The following is a 22,187-nucleotide window of genomic DNA, read 5'->3' on the forward strand; positions in this document are numbered from 1 at the left end:
GAACCAGAATGGATGTACCCCTGTTTGCATCGCCAGGTTACATCCATTTGTCATACATTTCTTTTCGGGCGTGGTTAAACAATCGGGCGTACAGTTGAGTGGTCGCTGGCCTTTGATGCCCAAGCAACTGTTGAATCGCTTCGCCTGGCATCCCTTTTTGGGCAAGGTGTGCTGCAAATGTATGCCGCAGCATGTGTGGATGTACATGAAACCCCAACTGTTCGGAATAGACTTGGAAGTTCGCATTGATCTTTTGATGGCGTATTCGCTTGGTTGCGTTGTGATTAACGAATACATACGGCAATTCATCGGTCCGACTCGCTAAGTATGCTTGAACATACTGAAGGCTTTCAAGACTAATCAATACGATTCGCCCTTGGTTCCCTTTGCCATCCGGGATATGAATACTTCGATCTGTTTCATTGATGTCTTCTTTTTTCATTGCGACTAACTCACCCATTCGTATCCCTGTCGAGACAAACATTTCGACGATGGCGCGTTCCAACAAACTATGTTGGACACAGGCACGAAGTTGTGTGAGTTCAGGTTTCGTCAAGTAAATTGGCACTTTGTCAGGGAGTTTCGGGTACGGGATACGTGCTGCGGGATTGGTGGCAATCCAGCCTTCCTCCAAACAATACTTAAAATAGGTTTTGACCCCGATTAACTTCGTGTAGATGGTCGTGGGTGTGTACCCTTGTTCCTCTAACCACATCAACCAGTTTCGAATATCCTTTCGGGTGATCTCTTGAAACGGTATCCCCGTCTGTTCGAAAAATTGGAGAATGTTACTTTGGTAAGCCCGGATTGTGCGAGGTGCCAATCGAAGCTGATAATCTTTTTGGAATTGCTCAATAGTGTCTATCGACATGATTTTCCCCTCTTTCTTATCCCATATGCCTTCTATATAAACGGATTAGTTTCCACTTCGGAATACGTGCATAAATTTTCGTCGTTTCTAAGTTCGCATGCCCAAGTTCATCGGCGATAAAATCTAGTTCAGCTCCTTTGGTTAATAACTCTGTCGCAAATGTGTGACGGAAGCGATGCGGGTATAGCGAGCCTGTGATTCCTGCAGACTTCCCAAGTTGATTAATGTTTTTTCGCATCCGGGACATGCCGAGCCTCGTTCCTGTTCTTGACACCAATAAGGCAGGATGTTCTTCTTCCTTTACCTCCTCCATCTCCCCATACCGTTCCAATAAGAGTGCACACGTTACGGAAAAATGCACCTCGCGGATTTTTCCTCCTTTGCCCATCACGCGGGCAGTTCGTGTATCTATGTCCACATCCTTTTTATCCAGTAGATGGAGTTCACGTATGCGACATCCTGACGAGAGAAGGAATTCTACGATAATTCGATTCCGAAGGAGTTCTTTTTCAGCATGTTGGCGTACTTTAGCCAGCTCTCCTTTTTCGAGATACCTAGGTATCGGCCTGGGTTCCCGCATATACCACCTCTTCTTGATGGGAACACACTCCATGTAGCCTTCCTCCACACAAAACGTGAAAAAAGAAGAGAGGATGGATAACCGACCGTTCACCGTCGTGGCTTGAACGATTTTTTGTTGGTGGATGACCCATTGCAAGATTTCATCAAAAGAAACAGTTGAAAAGTCGTCCTCTTTCCGTACAAAATATATTTCTAGCGCTCGTTTATAGAGAATAATCGTCAGTTCACTCATATTCGAAATTTTCATCGACTGCAAGTACTCATTTACGACTTCCTTGTTGGTTGGGTTACGAAACACCTTATCCGTCACCCAGTACTTTTTTGACGCATTTTTCTCCACCCAGAATAAGTCGATGGGCGATTTCGCCATATACTCCTTACGGACACAAAAGAAATAAAATGAACGTAACACCTGCTTGTAGTTGTTGATGGTTCGAATGCTCCAGTCCGGATCTTGAAGAGAAAACCATTCGTCAATCTGCTTCCGATCCACTTGTGAAAAATGAAGAGGATTCGTACCAAAAAATCGGTGCAACACAATCCCATATTCAACAATCGTTTTTTTCGTTCGCCTCTTATTCTTCAAATACAATAAAAACGCATTGATCACGTCCTTGTTCTCCTTAATGGAGAAGCGACCTTGTACTTCCCAGTAGAGATCGGTGGCTTCGGCAAATTTCCTTTTATTACGGAGCGGTGTGTCTTCCAAAATTTCATTCTCCCAACAATACTCATAGAGAGACCGAAGTGTACTCCACATCCCATTCCTCGCCGATTCGCTGCGTTGTTGATGCGTATCTATCACCCGTTGTTCAATTTCTTCCAGTGTTAGCTGACGAAGCGATTGATCGATTTCCTTGAAAATCCTTTGTAAATAGGTTCGCAACGCCACAATCGTATGCTCAGTTCTTCCTAGCGTTTTCATATGAAGCAAGAACTGATTCACAATCAGTTGATTCTCTGGATTCGGGAGATTGGTTTTCAATTCCCAGTAATAATCTGGGGTAGATATCTCCTGTAAATTCGGATTGAGCGGAAAGTTCTCTAAATGTCCTGCCTGGACACAAAAGTTGTAAAAACCACGCAGTGTTTTTAGATAATCTTTCACCGTTCGCTCTTTTTTTTGCGCTCGTTGTTGGGTAAGCCACGGCTCGACTTCATCTCTAGTAATCGATTTATAAGAAACCCGGTGAGCTAAGAAGAAGGATTGTAATGCAGTTCGGTAACGCCTCACAGCATCCCTACTAAGATCCTTATCTTTTAAGCTCTTTAAATATAAATTGAGGACGATGTGAGTGTCTTCCATCAGTCCTTTACAATTCACCTCCCAATGTCCTGCCATCTCTACACCTCCTATTTCTTACTGTTGGTATTGATCATACTTTTTCTTCTGTTCAGGGTTCATCAAACGCGTATAGATTCTAGTACTATTGATATTGGAATGACCCATTAATTCTTGAATATACGTAAAATCCATTCCTTTTTCCGCTAAGTTTGCCGCAAATGTATGCCGTAATGTGTGCGGGCTAACTTTGAAACCGAGGGCTCCTGAGTACTCGCGAAACTTCGTTTGAACTAAGTCTCGACTGATGGGTTGTCCTCTTTTATTTGAAAATAGGTAGTCACCCTCATACTTCCTCATTTCGATATACCGTACCAATCGCTCTGCACAGGCATGACTAAAGAGGACAATTCGACCTTTATTTCCTTTTCCTTTTCGAATCGTTATCTGTCTCGTTTCCCATTTGATATCTTCCAGTTTAATATTCAGTAATTCAGTTACCCGTACCCCCGTGGCATACAGTGTTTCAATAATTGCCCGATCTCTTATATTGTTCTTTGTGTGCTCCTGCAGCATGGCCAGTTGTCGCTTTGATAGATAGTAAGGAAGAGAATCGACCTTTTTCGGTGTAACGACTTTCAAAGTCGGATTCTTATTGATTTTGTTTTCTTCCATACAATAGCGATAAAAGGATTTCAGCGCGACGAGCTTAAGTTGGATACTACGTGGTTGAAGTCCATCATTCGTCATGACTTCTAACCAGTTCCGGATATCTCTCGCTTTTACTTCTTCCACGCTTTTTCCGCACACGGTGAAGAATTGAGAGAGCGCTAACTTGTACGCACGAACGGTCTCTGGACTAAATTGATTGTGGTTATCTAAAAAGAACTGTTTAATGACTTCTTGATTCATGTTTTTCACCCCATAATATTTTGATAGGTTAACAGCATCTCTTCCGTTGGGATTTGCGCATAGATTCGTGTGGTGTTGAGGTCCGCATGTCCTAACACGTCTGCGATGAACTGTAAATCGGCTCCTCTCGCGAGCATATTGGTCGCAAATGTATGCCGGCACATATGTGGATGAAATGATTGAACGAGTCCAGCTTCACCACCCACTTTTTTCAACACTTTTCGAATCCCCTGTACTTGAAGACCCTCACCAAATTTATTCATGAATAACGAATCGGATGGTTCAGCTGAACGCTTTTCCAAATAGTCTTGAAGGACAAGTCCACATTCTTCAGAAAAATAAATCTGTCGTATTTTTCGTCCTTTCCCCGTGACATCCACTTTTCGTTTGTTAAAATCAATATCCTGAACGTGTAAACTAGCTACTTCTGATACACGACAGCCCGTTGAAAAGAGAAACAACAGCAAGGCTCGATTTCGAATCGATAACTGTTCAGCACTCACTTTCACACGGGCAAATTCAAATTCATCCAAGTACTTCGGCAACGAGTAAGGAATTTTCGGTCGCCATCGTTTTTTCACGACCGTGATTTCCATGTACTCTTCTTCTAAACAAAAGCTGAAAAATGAAGAGACAGCCGATAGATACAAATCAACAGTACGCGCTTTCTTTCCTTGCGAAATGGTCGTCAACCACGTTAATACATCGTCACTCGTAATCTCTTCTAGCGGTAGGTTGCACTCCTTAAAAAATGCTTCGATGATCCTTCGATACTTCTCGATGGTTGCTTCCGCTTTATCTGCCAACTTCAGGCTGAGTAAATACTCATTTAATGCTTGTCGAGTTTCTTCGAGTAAATGGCCAGCGGTACTTTCCCAAAAGATTTTCGTTTCACTCAGTTTGATTCACCTCTTTTCATCTCGCTATCTTCGCTACTATCAATATGACCCATTATTGCGGTATTTATACTAACGTGAGTTTTATTGAAAGATTTATATATGAGGAATGCTCTCTACAATGGATGATTGCTTCTAATGAGTTTTCGAGAAGTTATAAGGAGCTCATTGTAAGGGGTAGCTTTCCTTATATGACACTTCTATCGCAAGAACAACTAGCTTTTTCATTGCGTTGAAAAAACTAGTATGAAATTCTGTTCAACTAGCGTCTGGCGAATCACTTTAAACAGTGAGGCAAAAACAGCAAAAAGCCCTCTGACCAACGGATTGGTTAAAGGGCTCGTAGGTTATCTGATTTTGTATGTAGATAACGAAGGGGGTACAAACTATATGGACACTCGTGTTAGTAAAACAGCAGTAAAATGGATACTATAGCGTATATTATGTCTGTTTTTCGGCAAAAAAAATAAACCGCCTCTGAGCCTGCCAGCATAAGAGTGGTTTATTCTCACCAATTGTGCGAATCGCCTTTTAAACGGATGCTATCTACTGACTAAAACTAGTGTGCCTAACCCACTCAGTTTAAAATACATCCAATAATACTATAATTGTAACATATAGGAGTATCCCTGTCATAATCCACATAGTTAACCATCACTTCTATTATCTCGGTCTGTAAGCTCATAAATTTCAACTGATATACAATTTTAAATTGATTAGTTTCTAAATTGCATATGATCCAGGTGCCAAATCCTTATTCCCAAGAGCTCTCCAGTTTTTTTGAGTCGTTTCATCACTTTTATGTCTTAGGTAAGCTTTATTTGACGCTTACTTGAAATATTAGTCGTTGCGCGGTTGTGAAAGCAAAAGAAGAGTCCTCTAAACGATTGCTCGATTAGAGGACTCTTCTGTTCATTCACCCAACCAACTATATGATTAGTAACTGAAATGTGTATCTTACCTATAACTCTTAGTAGTTAATTTAGCTTTATTTAGCTGTCTTAACTTCTGTAAATTTCACGCCGTTTGTTTTGTTGATTGTGATTTTTGCTAACCGATCTGCAGTCGTTGTTGCTCCCTCGTAATAGACACTAATATTATAGTCTGTAGGAGTAGTCTTTACTACATCGAAATCAGTTTCGCTGAAGATGCCTGTATATTCTGCAGGAATACTTAGGACACCAGCAGCATCAAAAGTAATATTATCTGCCATAATTTTAACCAGCTTAAGTTTTTCAGCTTGGTCGTCAACAATTATGTCAGCACCACCATTTTTTTGTACTTGAGCAATAGCTTTTAAATCTTCTAGGTTTGCATTTACAAATGCATTTCCAAGTTGATCTTTAGTCAGCTTAGCTTCTGCTTTACCTGATTTAATCCCATAGACCTTAAAGATCAAAGTTTTACCTGATTCAAGTTGAAGTTTTGTAGTACCTTCACCTTGTTTAACTAATCCAGCAATAGCATTATTAATTGCAGTTGCTTTAGCAAGCTTTTCCTCAGTAGTCGTTTCAGCTTTTGCCAATGCCACTGTTAACACTTTATAACTAGTAGATGTATAGTCAGCTTCAGCTAATTTCTCAGCAGCTGCTTTAGCTTTTTCTAAAGATGCAGTAGCTAAAGAATCTTCGTTAACTACGTTATCTTCTCCAATTACTACTTCTGGTGCTGTTCCAGTAATTAAAACAGATTCATTAGCGTCAGCTTGTTTGATTGTTCCTTCGTTCCTCACTATCGCACCTGGAGCATCTACGATTAGGTTAGCTACTACAGTGTCAGCAACAATATTAACGTTTGCCGCTTTAGCTAAAATAACTTTCCCATTATATTTTCCAGCTAACTTTACTTCACCGATAGTATTCAGTGTAACGTTTGTAGCACTTGCTTTCCCAGTTAAGTGAATCGTAGAGCCATCTGTGTCAGTTACTACAATTCCACTTGTATGAGTTCCAGCACTTACAAATGAATTATTACTAACATCTTGAATATTAGTAGCGCCATCCACTGTTACAGTGTCCGCCACATCTACGTGAGCTCCTGCTGTATTCACAGTCAAATTACCTGTGATGTTCAAGTTACGTAAATTAATATTACCCGTAGAATCTCCATTAATTACGACATCCCCAACAATTGTTCTTAAACCTGATGCTGGACCATAATTAATTACACCATTACCTGTTGAATTTAAAGTAACATTCCCTACATAGGTACCTGCTGTAGCATTAATATTTTCTAGATCGCTATTCCCCTCTTATACTACAATATGTAGCTTTCGATTAGGGCCTACACCGGACAAGCGACTTTCATCACATACGGCGTGCCATCAGCTTTACTCTAGTACTTATTTCCCCTGTAATTAGTATATCATACCCAATCTTATTTACAATTGATTTATAAAATAAATCTAAATATTGTACAAAAAAAGTTGAACCTGTTTAGATATATTGAGTTTTTACCGAGAAATTAATACTACTAACGTTAACTTTAATCACTTGTATTACTAAAAGACAAGTATTAGTTTTTTATATACAAACAAAAACCCCCTCTAAATAATTTATCATTTAGAGGGGGTACATTTCTCTCAAAATAGTAGGGTACCGCCTTTATACGAACCCACATAAATCAAGAATATATAAAATTAGATACAGTGAAAATTAAACTAGAGTTCCATCTTCTGCATCAGTATTTGTGAAAGTATCGATAGCAGTATCTAAAGTAGATTTACCTTCAGTAACAACAGAAGTATCTTCTGATGTTTGAAGTGCTTTAGCCGCATCAATTGCTGTCTGAAGAGTTGTAGCCTCTTCCACTGTCACCCATTTATCTGCTGGAAGTACATCAGCACCATCTACAGATACAGTATATTCTACGTCGTTAATAGTGATAGTATCGCCAACAGCAATTTCATTATCTACATCATCAGCGATATTAAATACTACTGAACTAATAGAACTTTGAAGTTCTGATTTAGCTTCTGCCAAAATAACAGCATCTGATTTAATTCCATCAATTACCGATTTAGCAGCTTCTACTGCTGATGTAACTTCAACAGTAGTTGTCGCAGCTTCAATAGCTACTTTACCTGCTGCAATTGCATCTGATAAAGCAGTTGCATTTGTTGTGTAATCTCCTGCTGTCACATAAGTGTCAAGAGTATTTTTACCTGTAGTTTTAGCTGTTGCTAAAATCTCTTCGCTATTCCCATCTTCCCTATCTCAAGATAGATTATAATGGGCCTACACCGGACAAGCGACTTTCATCGCATACGGCGTGCCATCAACAGAATTATTCAATGTTTACCTGTTTAGAAGCTTCTCATTTTATAGAAAAAATTCATCAAACAGGTAACTCAAAAATAGAGCGAACAATCACAAACATGATCGATTTTCTATTCTTTTACTAACTCATTTTGGGGAAATAAGTTTCGAATAATTACCACTGACTAGGTTCCTTCGCTCCTTCTGGTTTTACCCTCTTCACAAGTTACCTTATGAATACAAACGGCCAGCAATCAACACTACTACGAACCTGCTGCCACTTTCTAAGCGTCATAGGGTTCTGTCCACCTCTGCTTAAAAAGCTTCAAACGTTCCATTCCATGGCTCCCTCATTTTATAAACCTTAGATGACCACTGCCCCATCAAGTAAATACGTGTAACAGTCAATTATGCGTATTTTGTTCTTTCTCTTTCAGAAAGAACGATTCAATCGAGCTAACAGCGCTTTTTGGCAATTGAATCACTTCGACTTCACATTGTGGTTTCGTTATCCTCATCATAGCTTATTTTTATGGAGTCCCGCCTATAGACTTTCACTATAGTACGACTTTACCTGACTTCACCCTTTCACCGGACAAACGGCTCACTGGATGCAGGAGGATCAGACACAGCGATAGTAGACTGTTTCCGCTGAATTGAATTTTCATCAATTATAACCTTGGAATAGTTATGAAAAGAAGTAGGTTTTACCTACTTCTATTCTTTCACACCTGTTTCATTGCTGTGCAACTTATCAGGTAACGTTTCGTTTTGTTTTTTTAGTTAGCTTTTCTTAGTACAACATTGATGTTTTTAGTAACTCCATCAATTTTAACTTTCGCAACTAGCTTAGCTGAATCTACACCGTTAAGTGCAGCTGATGCGTTAGCTTTACCATTATTAGATAGAGTAACTTCAGAAGCCTTCTCAGGAACAATTGTTAAAGTCTCAACATCTTCAGCGAGTTTGTTTAATCCATATTGATCTGTTGTTACGATTTTTGCATTTGTAGATAGTACATTTGCTTTCGTAAATGTACCTACAGCAGTAATTGGTTGTTCGATAGCTTTTGCACTATCTACAGTTCCAGAAGTTGTTTCAGTTGAAGTAAAGATGAAATCTTGTACTTTAGGTGCTACGTTAGAATAAGTTAATTCCTTAGTGAATTGCTCACCTGTACGGCTAATTGTAACTGTAACTGTAACTTTAGCAGTAGTTGCATCTTTAGCGAATTTAACTTCTTCACCGTTACCCGGCTTACCAGTTACTGTGAAATCAGCACCTTCAGTAAGTGTTACAGTTTCACCTGCATCAGTTTTAGCTTTCACAACGATCGGTTGGTTATAAGCACTTGAAACAGTAGATACACCTGTATCTGGGTTTGTAACTGCATAGATTGTGTCTACATCTTCAACTGAATAAGAAGTGAAATCAGTCACATCTACAATTGTAAATGTTTTTGTTAAAGTACTAGCTTCAACGTTAGTTGCATTTTTAAGTTTAAAGTTAACCTTCGTTGACTTTTGTGTTGGTTCGGCAGCAGGAGTTATCTTAGAAGATTTATTAGCTGTATCTTCAATTACCACTACTCCAGCAGTTTCAGCAGTTGCAGTGAATTCAATAGCAGACAATGTAGCCTTATCAGTAATAACCTGCCCATATTGATCTTCAACCACTAAATCAGTGTTTGCAATAGTTACTCCAGTTGTATCACCACTGCGCAAAGCAGTTGCCTTCTTATCAGAAATACCAGTGATTACAGTTGGTTTAGCTTCGGCTTTTGCAACTACAGTTTGAGTAGCAACTTTACCAGTGTCACTTGTTACTACTACAGTAACAGCGCGATTCTCTTCAACATTACCTTTTAGTACTTTAACGAATAGGCCTTTGTCTTTAACTTCAACAATTTCTGAACCTACTGATGTTTTAACTTTATCTTTGATTTTGTCTAGAGCAGTTTTAGTCTTAACTTCATTGCCCTTAGAATCCATTACTGTAAGTGGGAACATAACATCCTTATTAGCAGTAACCAACTCAGATGGTGCACTTAATGCTAGTGATGAAATTTTCACACCTTCATTTACTTTAACTGAAGTTTGTGTATTTGCACCTGTTGTGTTTGAAATCAACAGAACATTTGCAGTTCCTGCTAATCCAACTTCAGATACCTCTAGTGCTAGTACCTTTTTACCATTGATTGTTACTTCTTGGATTTTCGATCCTGTAGCACCCGCAAATTGAACGATAGCTGGATTCGTATTTGTTACAATCAACTCTGCATTTGCACGGTCAACAGAAGTTACTTCTTTACCGTACTGATCTTTAACTTGAATTGGCAAGTAGAACTTGTCTTTTGTTGTGTCAGTGTCTTGGTCAAGTTCTTTACCGTCTTTGTTATACAATTCGCCAACAGTTGTACTAGCTGCTGCAGATTTGTTAGAAAGTGTTAGTTGCTTAGTAGTAGAAACACCTGTTGCACTATCTACTAATGTAAGATTAATTTTATCACCAAGCTTAGCATTTGTTGCTAGTGTTGTGAAAACAATAGAACCATCTGCTTTGATGTCAGCTGCTGTAGCTGCACCGGATACACTCTTAACAAGTGAAGTGCCGTATAGCTTTGTAACGTCTTCTCCGTATTGGTTTGTAACCATGTAAGCTGCAGTAGCACCTTTTAACGAACCATCTTCATTAGTAGTAACAGGAGCTACGTCTGTAAGAATTTCTACAGCAGAAACTTTTTCATTTTGAACTGTAACGCTACCTGTAAGAGCATCTTTGTCTTTTTGAGCAACTTTTACAGTGTATTCGCCTTCTGTAAGCTTAGAAGTAAGCTCGATTGTAGCTGTTTTCTTGTCAGCAGACATAGTAACTGAAGCAATGTTAGTTTTAACAGTACCTTTGTTCACAGTGAAGTCTGCTGCTGCGCCTTCAAATGCTTGTGTAAATGTAACTGTAAGAGCTTTAGCGTTAGTCGCCTTTACCGATTCAACTTGTACACCAGATACGAAGTCAAAATCAGCTTGCTTGCTGTTTACAGATAAAACACCTTTTTTACCTTTAAGTGTAGCGTGTGTAATTGTGTAAACTTCGCCTTTAGCGTCGCTTTCCACTTTTTCTGGTGTTACAGCTTCGCCGTTAACTAGAACTTTGAAGTCTGCAGCTGTTAGGTCTTTGTTAGCTACTTTAAGCTTAGCAGTTGTAGTTGTTTCGTTAACAACTGTTACTGTTTCAACAGCATAAGGAACAATGATTTGATCTTTCAAAGCGTACAAGAATTTCGCGAAGTCTCCACGCTTGATGTTGTTAGCAGTTCCGAATTGAGTATCGTTGATACCTTTAGTTACTTTGTTAGCAACTAGAGCGTCAACTGCAGCGTCGTAATCTGCTTTCACGTCAGTGAAAGTATTTTTAGTGTCTCCAGCTTTTAGATCAAATGCACGTTGAAGCATGATTGCTGCTTCTCCACGAGTAAGGTTATCTTCAAAGCCAAAACGAGTAGTTGACTTACCGTTAACTACGCCAGCAGCTTTCAAAGAGTTAACTGCTAATGCAGCACGTGTAGGAACGTCAGAGAATCCTGCAGCAGGAGCTTTCTCGTCATTCAATCCAGCAGCGTTAGCAATCATGATTGCTGCGTCGCCACGTTTGATTTGCATGTTGATGCCATATTGAGTTTCAGAGTATCCTTTAGAAATGTTGTTTGATACTAAAAATTCTACAGCTTCTTTATAGTCTTTGCCTACATCCGTGAATGCTGCTGTATTAACGTTTGCCGCCGATGCAACTGGAATAAGTGCAGATGCAACTAGAGTTGCTGTCGCAGCTGATGCTACGAACTTTTTGTAAGATTGTTGAGCCATTGTGTAGTATTCCTCCCTGTTTTAGGTAATCCAATTTCATTGGTGTTTCCACCAATGGTGAAACACAGTTTAACTATAACATTACTTACCATATAAATCTACAAATCTTCAAAAAGATTTCAAGAATTACAGACAAATAGTTATAATTTAACTCTTATTCTATTATACATAAGCCTAAATCTATTGCAACCCGTTTCAAATAGTTTTAAACGTTTCTATTCTATTACAAAATGGGAGTTATGTTTCTATTAAACGTCATAACGCTTTCACAGCTGTAATGGCAGCTCTTTTACATAGCTAAGCTTCTCTTCCATTTTTAAAAATTTCTACTTCTGCTCATGTGTTTTTTTTTAAAAAAAAGCCCCGAATCGTAAAAAACGATTCGGGGCTTTCATTTAGATTTAATTATAATTCAGGACGAATTTTACCATCTCTTGAGACAACTGTGACAACAGCTAACAAAAATGCTAACCAGATTGACACAGACGGTGCAGTTAAGACGTGACCAGCTGTGTAGCTTATGCCGATCCCGACGAGGAAAGAGATTCCTGTAAGGATACTAAAGTAATTAAAGTTTTGTTTTAAATTCATAACCAGTTTCACGATGAAACTACCAGCAAACCAAATGATTGGAGCGACCATATAAATGAAGCCCAGTATTCCAAACGAGAAGAACCAGTCATGGAAATCCATTTCTATCATTTTCAATGGTTTGTGTGGTGCTGGTGCATCATAGTTACCTGCAAAGCCCATTCCAAATAGTTTCTGACTAATTGGAGCGTCTTTAAACTGTTCGACATAATTCGCTTTATAGGTTTCTCTACTACTGAATACTAGATTCTCAAATTGTTCACCGGTAATTAGTGGATCTTCTTCGCCAGTGTCTTCCGGTGGAATTTCGTTACCATCATCATCTAGTTCAACAGGTGGCTTTTCTAGTGAAATCCCGAGAATATCGAGGTGTGCATACATATTGCCGAATACTGGCGTAAATGGTGTCGCCACAATGAGCGCAATTAATAGAATTAAAGAGATGAACGAATTTGCTTTGACTCGTTGTCGTGCTGGGTACTCTTTTGTCGTAATGAGTAATAGTAGACTTCCAAAGAATATACTCAATAACACGATCAAGATTCCGCCATAACCGACCTTTGTTCCAAGTCCGAGCATCGCTACTGATAACAAGACGAAAGGTAACCAATGTAGTAGTTTTCTAGTCGTTGTTGTTTTATAGACTGCAAAGAGTGCTGTGATCGGTAGTAACATCGACATCGAAGCACCAATTTCGTTTCCTGCATAGAACCAGCCCGTCCATCCTTCTTTCGAGCGAGCATAGTTTGACATGCTTGTACCTGTTAAGTGCGCGATGATGAATACGACACTGATTGTGAGTGATGCAATTAAGAAATAGTTAATGAGCTGTCGAGCATTGTCGGAGCCATCTTCTTTTTTCATCGATTCGAGTAACAGGATGAAACCAAAGAGTAATACATGGAAGTAGACGACTTTCGTGTAGTAGGTCAACTCTTGCATCATATAGAACGGTTCTTTGACGGTGTAGCCAACAATGAAGTTGATGATTACGAATACGGCTAGACCTGAAAGGTAGAGTAAATAGAGTCTGGCACGTTTGCTTTTCCGTGATTCGTTGACGATCCAGATTGCCATTATGGCTAGATAGGCGAGACGAATGATGACGCCAAGCGTCAACGGAAGGTCGATGAACAAGAGCGACGCTGTCGTTAGGACGTCGATGATCGGTTGGATCATGACGAATGCGACTAGCGCGAGCATGATGTTGTGTCGGTTAAGTTCCATTGGGGCAGGTTCCTCTTTCGTATATGGTTTAGTTTAATCTTTTTTTATATAAGATTAGATAATTGCAGGTTTCTTAGTTGATCGGAGCGGAAGGCGGCGACTCCGGAGGGATCAGCGAAGGCTGAAGACCCCGCAGAAGCGAAGCGCCGAGGAGGCTGAAGTCGAGCCCCTCGGAAAGCGTCCGCCTGCAGCGCAGACCAACGTGCTCAAGAAATATGATTAGTTCTTCGAGTTCCCTAGTACATGAGTTCTAAATCCAGCGTCTTCCCACTTCTTACGCTCGATGCAGTTTTTGGCGTCGATGAGGAGTTTGTCCTTCATGAGTTCGCCTACTTTTGCTGGGTCGAGTTGTTTGAAGCTGTCGTGGCTTGTTAGGATGACGACTGCTGATGCGTCTTTTAGTGCTTCTTCTAAGTTTTGTGTTTGCACGTCGATGTTGTTGACTTTAATGTGCGGGTCGTATGCTGAGACGGTTAGGCCTTTTTCTGTCATTTGTTCGATGACGTCGAGTGATGGGCTTTCGCGCATGTCGTCGATGTTACCTTTGAAGGCTAGTCCTAGTACAGCTACTTTCGGATGCTCAGCATTCAATGCTGACAACAGATCTACAGTGAGTTGTGCTGTGTACTCTGGCATGCCGTCGTTTGTTGTACGTGATAGGTGGATCAGCTTGGCAAGTTCCGGATTTAATTCAACTAAGAACCATGGATCGACTGCGATACAGTGTCCGCCTACACCAGGTCCTGGCTGGTGAATGTTGACTCTTGGGTGGAAGTTCGCAAGGCGAATTGCTTCCCAAATGTCGACGTCGATAGTTTCTGCAAGTTTCGCGAGTTCATTGGCAAATGCAATGTTGACGTCGCGGTATGTGTTTTCCATAACTTTAACAAGTTCAGCAGTTGTATCATCTGTTTCGTGAAGTTGTCCTTTGACGAATGAGCGGTATAGCTCAGATGTTGCACGTGAAGACTCTTCGTTGACGCCTCCGATGATCCGATCGTTTGTGACGAGTTCTTCGAATACTTTACCTGGGATGACGCGTTCAGGTGAATGCGAGACAAGAATGTCGGTCCCGATTTCAAGTCCTGTTGGAACGAGTTCAGGGATTACGATATCTTGGACGGTCTTTGGTGGAACCGTTGACTCCAAGATGACTAGGTTTCCTTTTTCGACAAACGGTGCAATCGATTTTGCCGCTGAGCGAATGTATTCGAGATTTGCAGTTTTGTCTGGTTTGATTGGTGACGGAACTGCAAGGATAAAAACGTCTGCTTTTTGTGGTGTTGTCGATACTGTTAACATGCCACTGTCAATTGCTTCGTTCAAATACTCTTGGAGTCCATTTTCTTCTATATGTAACTCTTTGTTGCTAATTTTCTTTACGACGGGTTCGTTAATGTCGACGCCGTGTACTTGGTGGCCGTGGTTGGAAAACATAACGGCAGTTGGGAGTCCAATATAGCCAAGACCTACGATACAAATGCTTTTTTTCATTGGATTTTGCCTCTTTCCTTCATTAATGAGTAGTTTAATGCTTACTGCGATTTGTCCGTTAGTACACGGACGAGAAAACGTGGCAAGTTGAGTTGCCGTTTTATGCGTTTTGGATCGCTGCACAGTCGGTAGAACCATTCTGTACCCGTTTTCCTAAAAAAGGACGGTGCACGTTTGACAGTTCCTGAGAACACATCAAAACTGCCACCGACTCCTTGAAAGACTAGGACGTTATGGAGTCGCTCCATGTTGCGACGAATCCATAATTCTTGTTTCGGACTCCCTAATGCTACGAATAGGATACGCGCTCCACTGTCATGAATACGCTGTACGAGCGCTTCTTCGTCTTGTTCGTAGCCATCTGTCATTCCTGCAATCGGAATGCCGGGATAGTCTTTTTGGATATTGGCTACTGCTTTTTCGACGACTTCTTTTTTTGCGCCATATAGATAGATCGGTTGCTGATCTTCTGCTGCGAATTTCAAAAGGCGTGCCATCATGTCTACCCCAGTTACGCGGGAAGTAATCGTGCCTTTTTTCAATTTCGACGCAAGCAAAATCCCGACGCCGTCCGCAATTTGGAACGTTGCGCCGTTGATGAGGTCGCGTACTTGTGGATCTTTTTGCGCGGTCATGACCTTTTCAGGGTTGACTGCGATGATTGTCGATTGTTCGTTTCTCTTCAATCGCAAACTAATTTCTTCGATGATTCCTTCGTATGTCAAAGGCGATACGTTCACGCCTAAATAACTCTCTTTCATCTTCGGGTGCCCCCACTCAGTTGCTACTTTCAATTGTCTTAGTATAGCAGAAACCACAACAGCTTGCACAGCCTGTTCAGATAGTGCTAAAATTAGCCCGATAGTGTGTGAACTCGCGCTAATTATTTATTCCTATATAGAGATTACATTGGCACGGTTTGCGGCTGCTTACCGCTCGCTTTCCGCGGGCTCGATCTCAGCCTCCTCGTTCGCTCCGCTCCCTGCGGGGTCTTCGATCTTCACAATTCCGCAGGAGTCGAGCGGACGCTGCCGCAAACCTAAGTTTCGAAATAAGCACCCTTCTTCAATGGAGAACGTTCTATATAATAAGTTCCGTTGCTTATAGCGTAAGGTGGCGACTCCTGTGGGATCAGCTCGGTGTGGAGACCCCGCAGAAGCGAAGCGCACGAGGAGACTCCACAACGAGCCCCATGGAAAGCGTCCACCTGAAGCGTAAAGCAACACAGTCTACATCTATCTTTAAGGAGGATCATTATATTGAAAATTGTACTGTCCGGCTTTTACGGATTAGGAAATACAGGGGATGAGGCGATTTTGAAGGCCATCATCGATAACTTGCGTGCGGAACTGGATAACCCGGAGATTACGGTGTTTTCATTGTCACCAGAGAAAACGGCATCCGATCATAGCGTCTCTGCTGTGTATCGTGGATGGCGTCATGGGAATAAGGAGAAGGTCAAAGCGCTTCGAAAAGCGGACTTGCTGATATCAGGAGGCGGTGGGTTGTTGCAGGACACGTACCCGACAAAGTTTCTTTTCGGTCCCCTTCCCTACTACTTACTCATCGTATTACTCGCGAAGCTTTGTGGAACGAAAGTCATGTTCTTCTCTCAGGGAATCGGCCCTGTAACGAGTAACTGGGGTAAGACGTTAATGAAAGGACTTGCGAACAAAGCTGACTTCGTCACAGTTCGGGACGAGTATTCGAAGACGTACTTGGAGAACTTGGGAGTCACGAAGCCCGAGACGGTTGTTACCGCAGATATCGTGTTTGCATTCAAGCCGGATGAAGATACTTCAGCTTATGATTCGCTCGATTTAACTGGTGACGAACGTTTAGTTGCGGTTGCACCACGTCCTTGGTTCGAGCATGAAGATGCGTATATCGAGAAGTTAGCGTGGACGTTGGATGAACTGATTGAGCAACGGAAGGTTACTCCAGTGTTTGTACCGATGGAGCCGCCATATGACACGAACGTATCTAAGAAAGTACAAGCATTGATGAAGCATGCAGATCAAACGAAGATTCTCGGTGAGCACTTCACGCCGAATCAGTTCTATAACTTCATCGAACAGACGGACTTGACGATTGCGCTTCGCTTGCATGCGCTAATCTTCGCAGCATTGTCGAACGTCCCTCACGTTGGACTGAGCTATGACCGTAAAGTTGAGAGCTTCTTGAAGCGTTCGGGTATGTGGGAGCATTCATTTGAACTGGGTTCATTCACAAAAGAAGGCTTGTTGGAACAAGCAATTTACGCGCTCGACAACAGCGATGCTGTGAAACAAAAGATGGCACCGAACGTCCAGGTATTACGAAGCGAAGCAATCCGGAACGTGGACTTGCTACGGGAACAGTTTTTGAATGGAGGCCGTTAAACGGTGAAAATTTTACTGGCAACTGTATATGATTATCCTCATTTGGGCGGATTGTCCGTCCACTTAACTACATTAAAAGCAGGACTTGAATCCCGCGGACATGAAGTCGATGTCGTGTCGTTCACCGACGTCCCTAAATGGAAGCGTGACGGAATCGTCCGTGGCCCTGCGTTTTTATTGAACAAAATGAAACAAGGTAAAGGCTATGTCTGGACGTTGAAACGTCGTCAGGACGAGCTTGCAATCCTGATTAAAGAAGCGGTGTCGAAGAAGGAATACGACATCATTAACGCTCAAGACGTGTTTACGACATTTGCTGCACTTGAAACGAATGTCCCTGTTGTGAGTACCGTTCATGGCTATTTGACGTTCGAAGGGATCTCAAAAGGTTCCGTGATTGAAGGCTCTCCGGAAGCGGCAGAACTTCAAGAAGCAGAACGTAAAGGCTATAAATTGACACGCGAAGTCATTACAGTCGATACACGTATCAAGGAATATATTTTAAAAGAAACTGGCGTGACCGGTAATATGATCAAGAACTTCATCGATGTCGAGTCCTTTAAACCTGAGATTGAACGTCGTGCGGAGTTCCGAGATACATACGGATTCTCTCAAGATGAGCTGATTTTCTTTGTGCCGCGTCGTTTGACGAAGAAAAATGGCGTCATGTATCCGATTCTGTCACTCCCTGCTGTTGTTGAGAAGTTCCCGAATGCGCGTGTCGTATTTGCAGGAACTGGCGAAATGATGGAGCCGATGAAGCAGAAAGCTGCGGAACTTGGCGTATCGGATAATATTACGATGCTGGGTGCAGTTGATCACTCAGTGATGATGCAGTATTATGCACTCGCGAATGTGGCACTTGTGCCGTCTATCTACTCTGCAGGTGTTGAAGAAGCGACTTCGATTTCTGCTCTGGAAGCGATGGGTTCTGGCGTTCCTTTGATTGCCTGTGCGGTTGGTGGACTGAAAGAGATCGTTGATAGCGGAAAAGACGGTTTGCTTGTTGAAGAGCAAAACGTGGAAGAGTTGAGTGACGCGATGATCCGGTTGTTGGAAGATCCGTCATATGGCGAACAGCTCGCTGAAGCGGGTCGCGCGAAGATTATTGAAGAATACTCGCACTTTGCTGCGGCTGAAAAATACGAAGCAATTTACTTGAAAGCATTGAAACACTGATTGCGAAGCTCCCTGGTGCGAATCAGGGAGCTTTTCGTCATTTACAAAGCACGCGGTATATGATTCGCGTGATTGGAGGACTTTTATGGGGAAGTTAAAACAGGCAGCGCTTTGGACGGCCATGCTTGCTCTCGTGCTGAAGTTATCAGGCTTAGTACGGGAATCGATTGTCTCAACTAAATTCGGGGCCTCGCATGAAACAGATGCGTATTTCCTATCTTTTGCATTCATTACATTAGTCGTTGCAATGATTTCTACTGGATTCAATAATGTCTTTTTACCGATGTATATCAAGAATCGCAAGTCTGGTGAAGTAGGCGACCACAATGCGAATGCACTGCTGAACTGGACGATGGTGATTTTTGTAGGGATCAGTTTCTTTGGCTGGTTCGGGGCTCCTTACTTCCTACCGCTGATCTATGGCAACATGGAGCCTGAAACAGCCGTCATTGCGTTGCCGATGACGCAATTGTTCTTTGCGTTTATGACGGTTATTGCGTTGAGTGGTTTATTGGACTCGTATTTGCAGTCACGCCGGATTTTTGTACCGTCTCAAGTGTCTAAGGTGCTTGCGACGTTGATGTCCGTGGTGTTCGCGATTCTTTTCAATGATCAATGGGGGATTTTCTCATTGGTTTATGGATTCATCTTCGGGACGATTTTAGGTTTGATCGTTCAATTGTTCTACTTATTACGTTCCGATTATAAATGGCGCTTGGAATTTAAAATGGATATTAAGTTCCGAAATGCGTTTTTGTTACTCATTGTCCCTTCTCTGTTGAATTCAGTCGTTGGGCAAGTGAATATGTTTGTGAATAAAGCATTTGCTTCAGGGATTGGAGAAGGTGCGGTTTCGTATTTGAATTATTCGTCGCTTATCGTGAGTATTCCGAATGCGATTTACGCGACGACGCTCGCTGCAATCATCTTTACGCTGATGAGTGAGCAGACGGAAGATCGTGCGAAGTTCAAAGAGACGTTTTTCCGCGGAATGGAGATTTCGCTTGTGACGTTGCTACCGATTGCAGCGGGATTGTTGGTTATCGGAGATTCTGTTATCGCGTTCATCTATGAACATGGTAAGTTCACGGCGGACGATACGCATAAGACGTATATAGCGCTCATGCTGTATTTGCCGGTCATTGTGTTCCAAGGTATGCAACTCATGTTGTCGAAGTCGATGTATGCACGTGGGAAAACTGCAGTTGTGTTCCGGATCAGCGTAACAACGATTTTGATCAACTTTGTGAGTAACTGGTTGTTGGTGGACCGGTATGGCTATCCGGCACTTGCCATTGCGACTTCTGTTGTGAGTATTTACTTCTTTGCGGTGTCGATGGTTGTCGTGTATAAGGATCTTGGCAAAGAAGAGTTGGCACGTTTCGGACGGATGGTTCCTCCAGTACTGATACCCACCGTGATTATGGGGCTTGTTGTTTGGGCTGCGAAGGAGTTTGTTGGACTGGGGTCACTTGGCCCAGTTTTACAGCTTGCGACGCTTATTCCGATTGGCGTGGTTGTGTATGTGGGGATGCTGTTTGTGTTTTACCGTGCTGGGTTTAGAAGGTTCGTTGGGTTGTTGAGACGGGGTTAAATCCCGTGCGAACGCTTGGCGCTGAGGGATAGCTTTCCCCTTTAGACGCCTGCGCTTGTAATTTATAATTGGATATATAGGAATGAATGCTGAGGTTGTATCGAAAGGAGTGGGATTGGTGAAGAAATGGATAGTTGGGGTGCTGTTAGCGGTTCTTGTAGTGGCAGGTGTTGCGGGAATCTTTTTAAAGGGGACGACGACGGAGCGGGTGTATTCCACGAAAGATGTGCAAGTGGATGTAAAGATTCCTCGTTTTTTTGAACTCTCCTACCAAAAAGATACGGAACGCAGTGTAGAAAATACGAAGGATGTTATACATACTTATTCCGTGCAGCGGCTTGGAAAGAAAATCGGGTCGTATGAGCTGACGGAACGGACGCTCGGGAATGGTTCGAAGTTTCTGTTTGAGCGGTTGACGAATGACGCTCGACTCGGGGTATCCTTGGAAACGGAGTATCACTTTGGTGATTCTGTAAAGGTTGCGGAGAATTCATGGAATCCTCGTAAGGTGAAGCATCCTCACCATGATACGTTCGGAACAGATCCCACGGTGAATCCTTTTGGGAAATTGTCGATTGATGGCAATGCGAACGTTGCGGAAGCGATAGTCGGGTATTCATTCACATCGAAAGAGCTTGTGAAAGCGTATGATGTCGGAGAAAGTCGGATTCGTGAACTCGACAAGGAAGTGCAAGACGTGAAGGTGACCGATGATGGGTTTACTCGGGGGGCTAAAGCGGGTGGTCATCAGATTGCGGAGTCTTGGGTGTTACTCGCGGATTCACCGTTGTTCGAGACTGCGGACGAAGAGAAAGACTACATAGAGTTCGCGCTTGAAAACCAGTTTTCTCAGTTGAACTGGATGACAACGGATGGCCCGTATACGAAGTTGCCATTTTCGATTGATCCCGGAACGAAGATGGGGTATGGTCGTGTAATCGGTCGGATGGAAGACGATGTGGCGCTTGAATGGTATGGGAAATCGGAGTCGTTGTTTTTTGAGACGATGGTGTTGAATTCACGTGTGAACTTGTTGAATTACATTAATGAGTTCGATGGGACGCGCTGGCCTACGGAATATACGAGTGCGTGGCTGAATAATGCGTATGGCATCAAGGCTCCTTATGTGGATACGCGTTACAACGAATACGTAGCGTTTTTCCTGGACGATACGGAGAAGAAGTTCGACGACGAGGTCGATGAGTCGAAGTTGTATGTGCCGGTGTATGCGGATTACTTGCTGTCTCGAATTGAAAAAGGCGAAACAATTGAAGCAGGTGATGGATTCATGATAGTCGATTATTTCGATGAGGATCCTAAGACGGATATCCCTCATGCTTCGTTGAATCATGAGCTTGGTGGATTGAAGATTTTGCTAACGGCGTATCGTGAGACGGATGATGCGAAGTATTTAGATACTGCCAAGAGCGTCATGAAGGGTATTGAAAGCTTCGGTGCGGATCAAGGTGGTTGGATTCGCGACAATGGCGATTTATGGTATCAGGCGCGTCCAGACGGCACGTTTTCTGGCGATGACTATCCTCAGTTGACGTTGGTGGATTTAGTGGAAACACAAAGTCTTCTGGAAGAGATGGGGATGGAGCGGAATGCGTACTTTGATGAGTTGATTGACGCGAAGATGCAGTTTTTGGAAGACAGTGGTGAGGAATTGATAGAGAAAGTTACGAAGCATTTGAAACAGGGGTGATTGCGCCCCTGTTTTTTTGTGTGGTGCTTGAGTGGATTTGATGGTTGCTTGGTCACTTTTCGGGTTGCTTGAGCTGATTCGCTACCTGCTTGATCACTTTTCGGGTTGCTTGAGCGGATACACTATTTGCTCGATCACTTTCGGCATTTTTCGAGTGAATTTTTCTAACTTCTATGAAACTCTCAGCAGAAAATGCTGAGCGGAGCCTACCAATAAGTCTTGGTTTTGAAGTAATTGGAGCTTGTGACAATCAGGTCGCCTCTTGTATAAAGTAATGTGGGTTTTAGCCAATTTGAATCACACTTAATCACTATCAAATTATACACAGACGTAAAAACCCCCTAGAATAG

14 protein-coding genes are annotated in these 22,187 nt (G+C 42.2%); 4 read left to right on the forward strand and 10 right to left on the reverse strand.

The features are described from left to right. Nucleotides 1–37 precede the first annotated feature (37 nt). The 10 genes from RL70_RS00540 to RL70_RS00585 form a co-directional block, all read right to left on the reverse strand. Nucleotides 38–871 (reverse strand): tyrosine-type recombinase/integrase, encoded by an 834-nt coding sequence (locus RL70_RS00540; RefSeq protein ID WP_039041492.1) that lies wholly within the window; start codon nt 869–871, stop codon nt 38–40. Between the two features lie 16 nt (nt 872–887). Further along, entirely contained in the window at nt 888–2,795 is a 1,908-nt protein-coding gene (locus RL70_RS17420) for a tyrosine-type recombinase/integrase (RefSeq protein WP_082003267.1), read from the reverse strand. 18 nt (nt 2,796–2,813) lie between these two features. Continuing rightward, complete coding sequence (xerA, locus tag RL70_RS00550; protein WP_039041493.1) at nt 2,814–3,647, reverse strand: site-specific tyrosine recombinase/integron integrase; 834 nt, start codon at nt 3,645–3,647, stop codon at nt 2,814–2,816. Nucleotides 3,648–3,652: 5 nt separating this feature from the next. Then, on the reverse strand, nt 3,653–4,552 hold the full coding sequence (xerA, locus tag RL70_RS00555; RefSeq protein WP_156137864.1) for a site-specific tyrosine recombinase/integron integrase: 900 nt from the start codon (nt 4,550–4,552) through the stop codon (nt 3,653–3,655). A 979-nt stretch (nt 4,553–5,531) separates the two neighbouring features. Then, nucleotides 5,532–6,593, reverse strand: a complete 1,062-nt coding sequence (locus RL70_RS00560; RefSeq protein WP_156137865.1) for a hypothetical protein — start codon at nt 6,591–6,593, stop codon at nt 5,532–5,534. 604 nt (nt 6,594–7,197) lie between these two features. Further along, nucleotides 7,198–7,683 carry a hypothetical protein gene (locus tag RL70_RS00565; RefSeq protein WP_039041496.1) on the reverse strand — a complete coding sequence of 162 codons (486 nt, stop codon included), beginning with the start codon at nt 7,681–7,683 and terminating at the stop codon, nt 7,198–7,200. Nucleotides 7,684–8,579: 896 nt separating this feature from the next. Further along, nucleotides 8,580–11,663: an S-layer homology domain-containing protein gene (locus tag RL70_RS17160; protein ID WP_052245699.1), complete on the reverse strand. Its 3,084-nt coding sequence runs from the start codon at nt 11,661–11,663 to the stop codon at nt 8,580–8,582. Between the two features lie 405 nt (nt 11,664–12,068). Beyond that, entirely contained in the window at nt 12,069–13,481 is a 1,413-nt protein-coding gene (locus tag RL70_RS00575) for an O-antigen ligase family protein (RefSeq protein ID WP_052245700.1), read from the reverse strand. A gap of 219 nt (nt 13,482–13,700) precedes the next feature. Next, the gene (locus RL70_RS00580; RefSeq protein WP_039041497.1) at nt 13,701–14,975 is read right to left on the reverse strand and encodes a nucleotide sugar dehydrogenase; all 1,275 of its coding nucleotides are present in this window, start codon (nt 14,973–14,975) and stop codon (nt 13,701–13,703) included. A 41-nt stretch (nt 14,976–15,016) separates the two neighbouring features. Next, nucleotides 15,017–15,736 carry a WecB/TagA/CpsF family glycosyltransferase gene (locus tag RL70_RS00585; RefSeq protein ID WP_039041498.1) on the reverse strand — a complete coding sequence of 240 codons (720 nt, stop codon included), beginning with the start codon at nt 15,734–15,736 and terminating at the stop codon, nt 15,017–15,019. 498 nt (nt 15,737–16,234) lie between these two features. On the opposite strand from RL70_RS00585, the gene csaB reads away from it, so the two are divergent. The 4 genes from csaB to RL70_RS00610 all read left to right on the forward strand — a co-directional run bounded on the left by csaB (nt 16,235) and on the right by RL70_RS00610 (nt 21,837). Further along, complete coding sequence (gene csaB / locus RL70_RS00595) at nt 16,235–17,356, forward strand: polysaccharide pyruvyl transferase CsaB (protein ID WP_039041500.1); 1,122 nt, start codon at nt 16,235–16,237, stop codon at nt 17,354–17,356. A gap of 3 nt (nt 17,357–17,359) precedes the next feature. After that, a complete protein-coding gene (locus RL70_RS00600; RefSeq protein ID WP_039041501.1) occupies nt 17,360–18,535 on the forward strand; it encodes a glycosyltransferase family 4 protein in 1,176 nt (391 codons plus the stop codon). Between the two features lie 85 nt (nt 18,536–18,620). Next, nucleotides 18,621–20,129, forward strand: a complete 1,509-nt coding sequence (murJ, locus tag RL70_RS00605; RefSeq protein WP_039041502.1) for a murein biosynthesis integral membrane protein MurJ — start codon at nt 18,621–18,623, stop codon at nt 20,127–20,129. A 118-nt stretch (nt 20,130–20,247) separates the two neighbouring features. Next, nucleotides 20,248–21,837: a hypothetical protein gene (locus RL70_RS00610; protein WP_039041503.1), complete on the forward strand. Its 1,590-nt coding sequence runs from the start codon at nt 20,248–20,250 to the stop codon at nt 21,835–21,837. Nucleotides 21,838–22,187: the final 350 nt, after the last annotated feature.

The organism is Sporosarcina sp. ZBG7A (assembly GCF_000813425.1).
In the GTDB taxonomy this organism is placed as follows: Bacteria; Bacillota; Bacilli; order Bacillales_A; family Planococcaceae; genus Sporosarcina.